This is a genomic window from Mycobacterium asiaticum (assembly GCF_001673365.1).
GTDB lineage: Bacteria > Actinomycetota > Actinomycetes > Mycobacteriales > Mycobacteriaceae > Mycobacterium > Mycobacterium asiaticum_A.
In genome coordinates this window covers 1-6,094 of the sequence record NZ_LZLS01000149.1, presented here as the reverse complement: position 1 = coordinate 6,094, position 6,094 = coordinate 1, and the positions used below count along the sequence as shown (strand labels likewise).

6 protein-coding genes are annotated in these 6,094 nt (G+C 64.9%); 1 reads left to right on the top strand and 5 read right to left on the bottom strand.

Features of this window, described 5'->3' with window-relative positions:
• A partial coding sequence (locus A5634_RS15630) for a PQQ-dependent sugar dehydrogenase (protein ID WP_065144950.1) occupies positions 1-980 on the top strand: 980 nt, incomplete at its 5' end.
• A gap of 11 nt (positions 981-991) precedes the next feature.
• On the opposite strand, the gene A5634_RS15625 is transcribed toward A5634_RS15630, so the two are convergent.
• The 5 genes from A5634_RS15625 to A5634_RS15605 all read right to left on the bottom strand — a co-directional run bounded on the left by A5634_RS15625 (position 992) and on the right by A5634_RS15605 (position 5,986).
• The gene (locus tag A5634_RS15625; protein WP_065144948.1) at positions 992-1,594 is read right to left on the bottom strand and encodes a flavin reductase family protein; all 603 of its coding nucleotides are present in this window, start codon (positions 1,592-1,594) and stop codon (positions 992-994) included.
• Between the two features lie 17 nt (positions 1,595-1,611).
• Positions 1,612-2,112 (bottom strand): flavin reductase family protein, encoded by a 501-nt coding sequence (locus A5634_RS15620; protein ID WP_367593460.1) that lies wholly within the window; start codon positions 2,110-2,112, stop codon positions 1,612-1,614.
• A gap of 13 nt (positions 2,113-2,125) precedes the next feature.
• Positions 2,126-3,634, bottom strand: a complete 1,509-nt coding sequence (gatB, locus tag A5634_RS15615) for an Asp-tRNA(Asn)/Glu-tRNA(Gln) amidotransferase subunit GatB (RefSeq protein WP_065144946.1) — start codon at positions 3,632-3,634, stop codon at positions 2,126-2,128.
• 53 nt (positions 3,635-3,687) lie between these two features.
• Positions 3,688-4,710 carry a MinD/ParA family ATP-binding protein gene (locus tag A5634_RS15610; protein WP_437339980.1) on the bottom strand — a complete coding sequence of 341 codons (1,023 nt, stop codon included), beginning with the start codon at positions 4,708-4,710 and terminating at the stop codon, positions 3,688-3,690.
• A 244-nt stretch (positions 4,711-4,954) separates the two neighbouring features.
• Positions 4,955-5,986, bottom strand: a complete 1,032-nt coding sequence (locus A5634_RS15605; RefSeq protein ID WP_065144945.1) for an ATP-dependent 6-phosphofructokinase — start codon at positions 5,984-5,986, stop codon at positions 4,955-4,957.
• Between the last annotated feature and the right edge of the window lie 108 nt (positions 5,987-6,094).

Below are 6,094 nucleotides of genomic sequence, written 5' to 3'. Positions count from 1 at the left end.
GTGCCGTCCATGGCCGCACAGCCCGCCACACCCCGTTCCCCAAGGCGTGCCCCGCACCAGGGGTTATGCAGGGCTGCCTGGAGAGCACCAGCGGGTTGATCATGGGTGTCGACAGCAAAACCGCACTGGTCGCCGAACGCACCACCGGCGCCGTCAAGGAAATCTCCGTCAGCGCCGAACCCAAGGTGAAGATGGTCATCCCGGTCGATCCGTCCGGCGACGGCGGCCTGATGGATATCGTGCTGTCCCCCACGTTCTCGCAGGACCGGCTGATGTATGCCTACATCAGCACTCCCACCGACAACCGCGTCATCCGGATCGCCGAAGGTGACGTCCCCAAGGACATCCTGACCGGAATCCCCAAGGGCGCCACCGGCAACACCGGAGCGCTGATCTTCACCAGTCCCACGACGCTGGTCGTGATGACCGGAGATGCCGGTAACCCGGCCATGGCCGCTGACCCGAAATCGTTGGCCGGCAAGGTGTTACGGATCGAGCAACCGACCACGCTCGGCCAGGCGCCGCCGACGACCGCGCTGTCCGGCATCGGTTCCGGCGGCGGCATGTGCATCGATCCGGTGGACGGCTCGCTGTATGTAGCCGACCGCACTCCCGGTGCGGACCGGCTGCAACGCGTCACCAGGAAGTCGGAGGTCTCCACGGTGTGGACATGGCCGGACAAGCCGGGTGTGGCGGGCTGTGCGGCCATGGACGGCACCGTGCTGGTCAACCTGATCAACACCAAGCTGACGGTCGCGGTACGCCTGGCGCCCAAGACCGGCGCGGTAACCGGTGAACCGGACGTGGTCCGCAAGGACACGCACGCGCACGCGTGGGCGCTGCGGATGTCGCCGGACGGCAACGTGTGGGGCGCGACGGTGAACAAAACCGCCGGCGACGCCGAGAAGCTCGACGACGTCGTCTTCCCGTTGTTCCCGCAGGGTGGCGGGTTCCCGCGCAACAACGACGACAAGACCTAGTTCGTTACCCCTTACGGAACGTCGAGGGTGAATCTCATGCCGTACTTGCGGGCCGATTCACTGCGTTCGCCGGTGTACAACCGCTGCGGCGCCTCCTGACCCGGGTCGTACTCCTCGTCGATGTCGGACAGATAGAGCAGCTCCTCGACACTGTCGGGGGCCCACGTAGCGACAGGTTCCAGCAGGTATGCCACGTGGTCGGCGACCGGGCTTCGGCTCACCGTCCTGCCGACGAACCAGGCGGCGGCATCATCGAGGATCGGCATCCCCAGCGGGCCGGCGCGCCACGAGCAGTGGGACAACGTGTCCTCGTGGCCGGGTGCCTGCTTGACGAACATCTCCGCCAACAGCTGCTTGCTGCGCGGCAACACGTGAACCGCCACATACTCCGATTGGCAGGCCACCTCGTGGGTGCTGCAGTTCAGCGGCAGCCCGACCATGAAGCTCGGCGGCTGCACGCTGGTTTGCGTGGCGAACGCGACCAGACAACCCGACGGGTGCCCCTCGGCTTGGGTGGTCACCACGTACACCGGGGTGTCCAGCATCGTCATCAGGTCGTCGAACGGTTCACCGATCACCCCACCATGATGGATGCGCGCAGAGCGTTCCGACACTCTTTCGAAGCGATCTCTTAGGGATCGTGACCCGGTTCCATGGTCATGACGTCGGCGAAATGGATCAAATCCGCTGCGCCGTCAGCGAACCAGGCGTCGACGGGCTGCAGTAGATACCCGGTGTGATCACCGAAGTCGATACGGTCGACCGTCTCGCCCACCAGCCAGGCGGCCGCCTTATCGAGAATCGGCATACCGCGGGGCCCGCTGTGCCATGCGCAGTGCTCGAACTTGTCGACCTCGTCGTCGGTTTCGCCGCCGAACAATTCAGCTAGATCCGTGGCGTCGCGCGACAACAGGTGGATTGCCAGGTGTTCGGCACGGGCCGCCACCTCGAAGGTGTGGTTGGTCTGGGACAAACAAACCAGAAATCTGGGCGGATTGATGCCGGCCTGGGTGGAGAAGCCGACCAGACACCCCGATCGATGATCGCCGGCTTGAGTCGTCACTTGTGTCGTCACTATGACCATCGCGTTGTTCATCAACTTGGTCAGCCGAAACAGCAGTTTGTCGCTCACCGCACCGAGACTCCTAGCTCTGGCCGCAGGCCGCCAATACGAGTTCACGTACGCGCGCGGCGTCGGCTTGCCCCCGAGTCGCCTTCATCACCGCGCCGACGATCGCGCCCGCCGCAGCCACTTTGCCGCCCCGAATCTTGTCCGCGACATCAGGATTGGCCGCCAGCGCCTCGTCCACCGCAGCTTGCGTGAGCGAGTCGTCGCGGACCAGCGCCAGTCCGCGCGCGGTCATCACCGCCTCGGGCTCACCTTCGCCGGCAAGCACCCCTTCGACGACCTCGCGGGCCAGTTTGTTCGACAGCTTGCCCTGATCGACCAGTGCGATCACCGCCGCGACCTGCACCGGGGTGATGGCCAGTTCGTCCAGCCCGATGCCGGCCTCGTTAGCCTTCTGCACCAAGAAGTTTCCCCACCAGGAACGAGCCTCTTTGCTCGCCGCGCCGTGCTTGACGGTCTCGGCGACCAACTCCACCGCGCCGGCGTTGACGAGGTCACGCATCACCTCGTCAGAGATGCCCCATTCATCCTGAATTCGCTTGCGGCTCAACCACGGTAGCTCGGGGATGCTCTCGCGCAACCGCTCGACCAACTCCCGGCTGGGAGCCACGGGTTCGAGGTCGGGTTCGGGAAAATACCGGTAGTCCTGGGCCGTCTCTTTGGCCCGCCCCGGGCTGGTGTAACCGGCTTCGTGAAAGTGCCTTGTCTCCTGGATGATTTGGCCGCCGGCGAGCAGCACCGCGGCCTGGCGTTGCATTTCGTAGCGGACCGCGACCTCGACGCTTTTCAACGAGTTGACGTTCTTCGTCTCGGTGCGGGTGCCGAATTCGGTTGCGCCGCTTGGCTTGAGCGAAACGTTGGCGTCGCAGCGCATGGATCCCTGGTCCATTCGCACATCCGATACGCCCAACACACGCAACAGGTCTCGCAGCGCCGTGACATACGCCCGGGCGATCTGCGGTGCGCGGTCCCCGGCCCCCACGATGGGTTTGGTGACGATCTCGATCAACGGCACCCCGGCTCGGTTGTAGTCGATCAGCGACCCGGTGGCACCCTCGATACGCCCGGTCTCACTACCGATGTGGGTGAGCTTGCCGGTGTCTTCTTCCATGTGCGCGCGTTCGATTTCCACCCGCCAGGTGGTGCCGTCCTCCAACGGCGCCTCCAGGTAGCCGTTGATGGCAATCGGCTCGTCGTATTGGGAGATCTGGTAGTTCTTCGGCATGTCGGGGTAGAAGTAGTTCTTCCGCGCGAACCGGCACCAGTCCACGATCTCGCAGTTCAGCGCGAGCCCAATGCGAATCGCCGACTCGACGGCGACCTGGTTGAGCACGGGCAACGAGCCGGGCAAGCCCAGGCACACCGGACACACCTGGGTGTTGGGCTCGGCGCCGAACACGGTGGAGCAACCACAGAACATTTTGGTGGCGGTGGACAGTTCGACGTGGACTTCGAGTCCGAGCACCGGATCGAAGCGTTCGATGACCTCGTCGTATTCCAGCAGGTCGGCCCTAGCAACCGTCATAGGGATCGATCCTAGTGGTGGCGCTGCGGCGCAGAGCGGTCCGGGGACGTGGGCTACCGACTGGGAAATGTGCGAGCCAATGCGGCCGCCATCTCCAGATAGCAGCGTCGGCTTTCCCTGCTGAGCCGATCTAGCCCGATCTCTCGGCCGTGATGGACGTGTCGGTCGAACGGCAACACCACGGTCGCGCCGACGTGCGCGGACAACTCCTCGAGCTCCTTGGTGGCCAGCGCGCTGAGTTGCGTGCGTTCCACGTGGTTCACCGCGAGGACCGTCGATCTCAGCAGTTTCCGATAACCGTTGTTGCTCAACCACTCCAGGGTTGTGCGGGTTTTCTGTATCGCGTCGATGGATGTGCTGGTGACGACGACGAGAGCGCGAGATTCGGGGAGTACCGCCTCCATCACCCCGGATTTGAGCGGCTTGGGACAGTCCACCAACACGAGCGAATAGTGGGCGCGGAGAATCGAGTACGCCTTCACGAAGTCCTGGCGCCCTATCGTCCAGTGGGTTCGGGCGTAGTCCGGCGGCCCCAGAACTTCCAGCCCCGAACTGTTCATGAAGGTGTGTGCGCGCACGTCGGTGTAGCGGGTGATCGAGCCGTCCAACAGCAGGTCCACCAAGCTCAGCTGACTGCGACGACCGTGCCGATCGGCCAGATCCCCTTCGTCGGCGTCGACGGCGATAACCCGGTCGTTGCGCAGGCTGGCGAACGTCGAGCCGAGCGCCTCGACCACCGTCGTCTTGCCGACACCGCCCTTGAGGTTCAGTACGGCGATGGGATAGGCCGCACCCAGCGGGGTGTTGACCTGTGCCCGCAGCGCGTTTTCGTAGGCCGCGTCTTTGCCCGGCCCCAGATCGATCCCCGCATAGCGGTGGATAAGGTCCCGCCAGCCCTGCCGGTCGGGCACCTCGGGCTCGATGGCATCCAGAGCCGTTCCACCCGGCACCCGCTCACGCCACGCCGGTGGCTTTTCCGGCGCCGGCTGCAAGGTCGTGTGCAGGGTCTTATCCGGTGCCTTCTGCGGAGCCTTGCTCAGCGCCAACGTCGCTGCCTCGGCGGGACCGGAACGCACAGGTCGTGAGCTTGGTATTTGCCGGTATATAGAAGTCTCCGGCCGACAGGTTTGGGGTTCGGTGGCCGCCCCGCTGTCCGGGCCGCAGCGCCAATCGCCCCACTGCTGGGGCGGTGGAACGGGCTGCTGCAGCACTCCGCGATGGGGACCGCGGTAATTCATATGCAACGTATAACCGATTCTTATCGACCAAAAACCTGCGATCAGGTAAAGCCTGGCCTACGGGTTGGCCAACAACCGGGTGTCAGCCGAAGAAGGCGGCGGCGTCGTCGTAGCGAGTCTCGGGCACCAGCTTGAGTTGGCGGGTGGCATCGGCCAGCGACACTCGACCGATGTCCTGTCCGCGCAGTGACACCATCTGCCCGTACTCTCCGGCATGTGCGGCGTCTGCGGCGTTGACTCCGAACCGGGTGGCCAGCACCCGGTCGTAGGCGGTCGGGGAACCGCCCCGCTGGACGTGTCCCAAGACGGTGACGCGGACGTCCTTGTTGATGCGCTTCTCCACTTCGCTTCCGAGTTGCGCGGCGACGCCAGTGAACTTCTCGTGCCCGAACTCGTCAAGCCCGCCTTCGCGCAACGCGATAGACCCCGCGACGGGTTTGGCACCCTCGGCAACAACACAGATGAAGTGTGAATCGCCGCGCTGGAAGCGGCGTTTGACCAGCCGGCACACTTCCTCGACGTCAAAGGGCTGCTCGGGGATCAACGTCATGTGCGCACCCGAGGCCAGGCCGGCGTTCAGCGCGATCCATCCGGCGTGGCGTCCCATCACCTCGACGAGCATGACTCGCTGGTGGGATTCGGCCGTGCTGTGCAGACGGTCGATGGCGTCGGTGGCCACCGTCAACGCGGTGTCGTGGCCGAAAGTCACGTCGGTGCAGTCGATGTCGTTGTCGATGGTCTTGGGCACCCCGACCACCGGCACGTTCTCTTCGGAGAGCCAGTGCGCGGCTGTCAGCGTGCCTTCGCCGCCGATCGGGATCAGGACGTCGATGCCGTTGTCGTCAAGGGTTTGCTTGATCTGGTCAAGCCCCGCGCGCAACTTGTCGGGGTGCACGCGTGCGGTGCCGAGCATCGTGCCGCCCTTGGCCAGCAGTCGGTCGTTGCGGTCGTCGTTGCGCAGTTGCATGCGCCGGTTTTCCAGCAAGCCGCGCCACCCGTCCTGGAAGCCGACGACCGATGAGCCGTAGCGCGCGTCGCAGGTGCGTACTACTGCGCGAATGACAGCGTTGAGGCCGGGACAGTCGCCACCGCCCGTAAGTACTCCGATCCGCATGTGTTCATCTTGCCCTGCCCCCCACCCCCTAGCGGGGGGCCCCCCCCCCCCCCGATGTGATATACGAGATGAAGAGGGTGTTTGTGTTGGAGCGCCCCGGAGAAATCG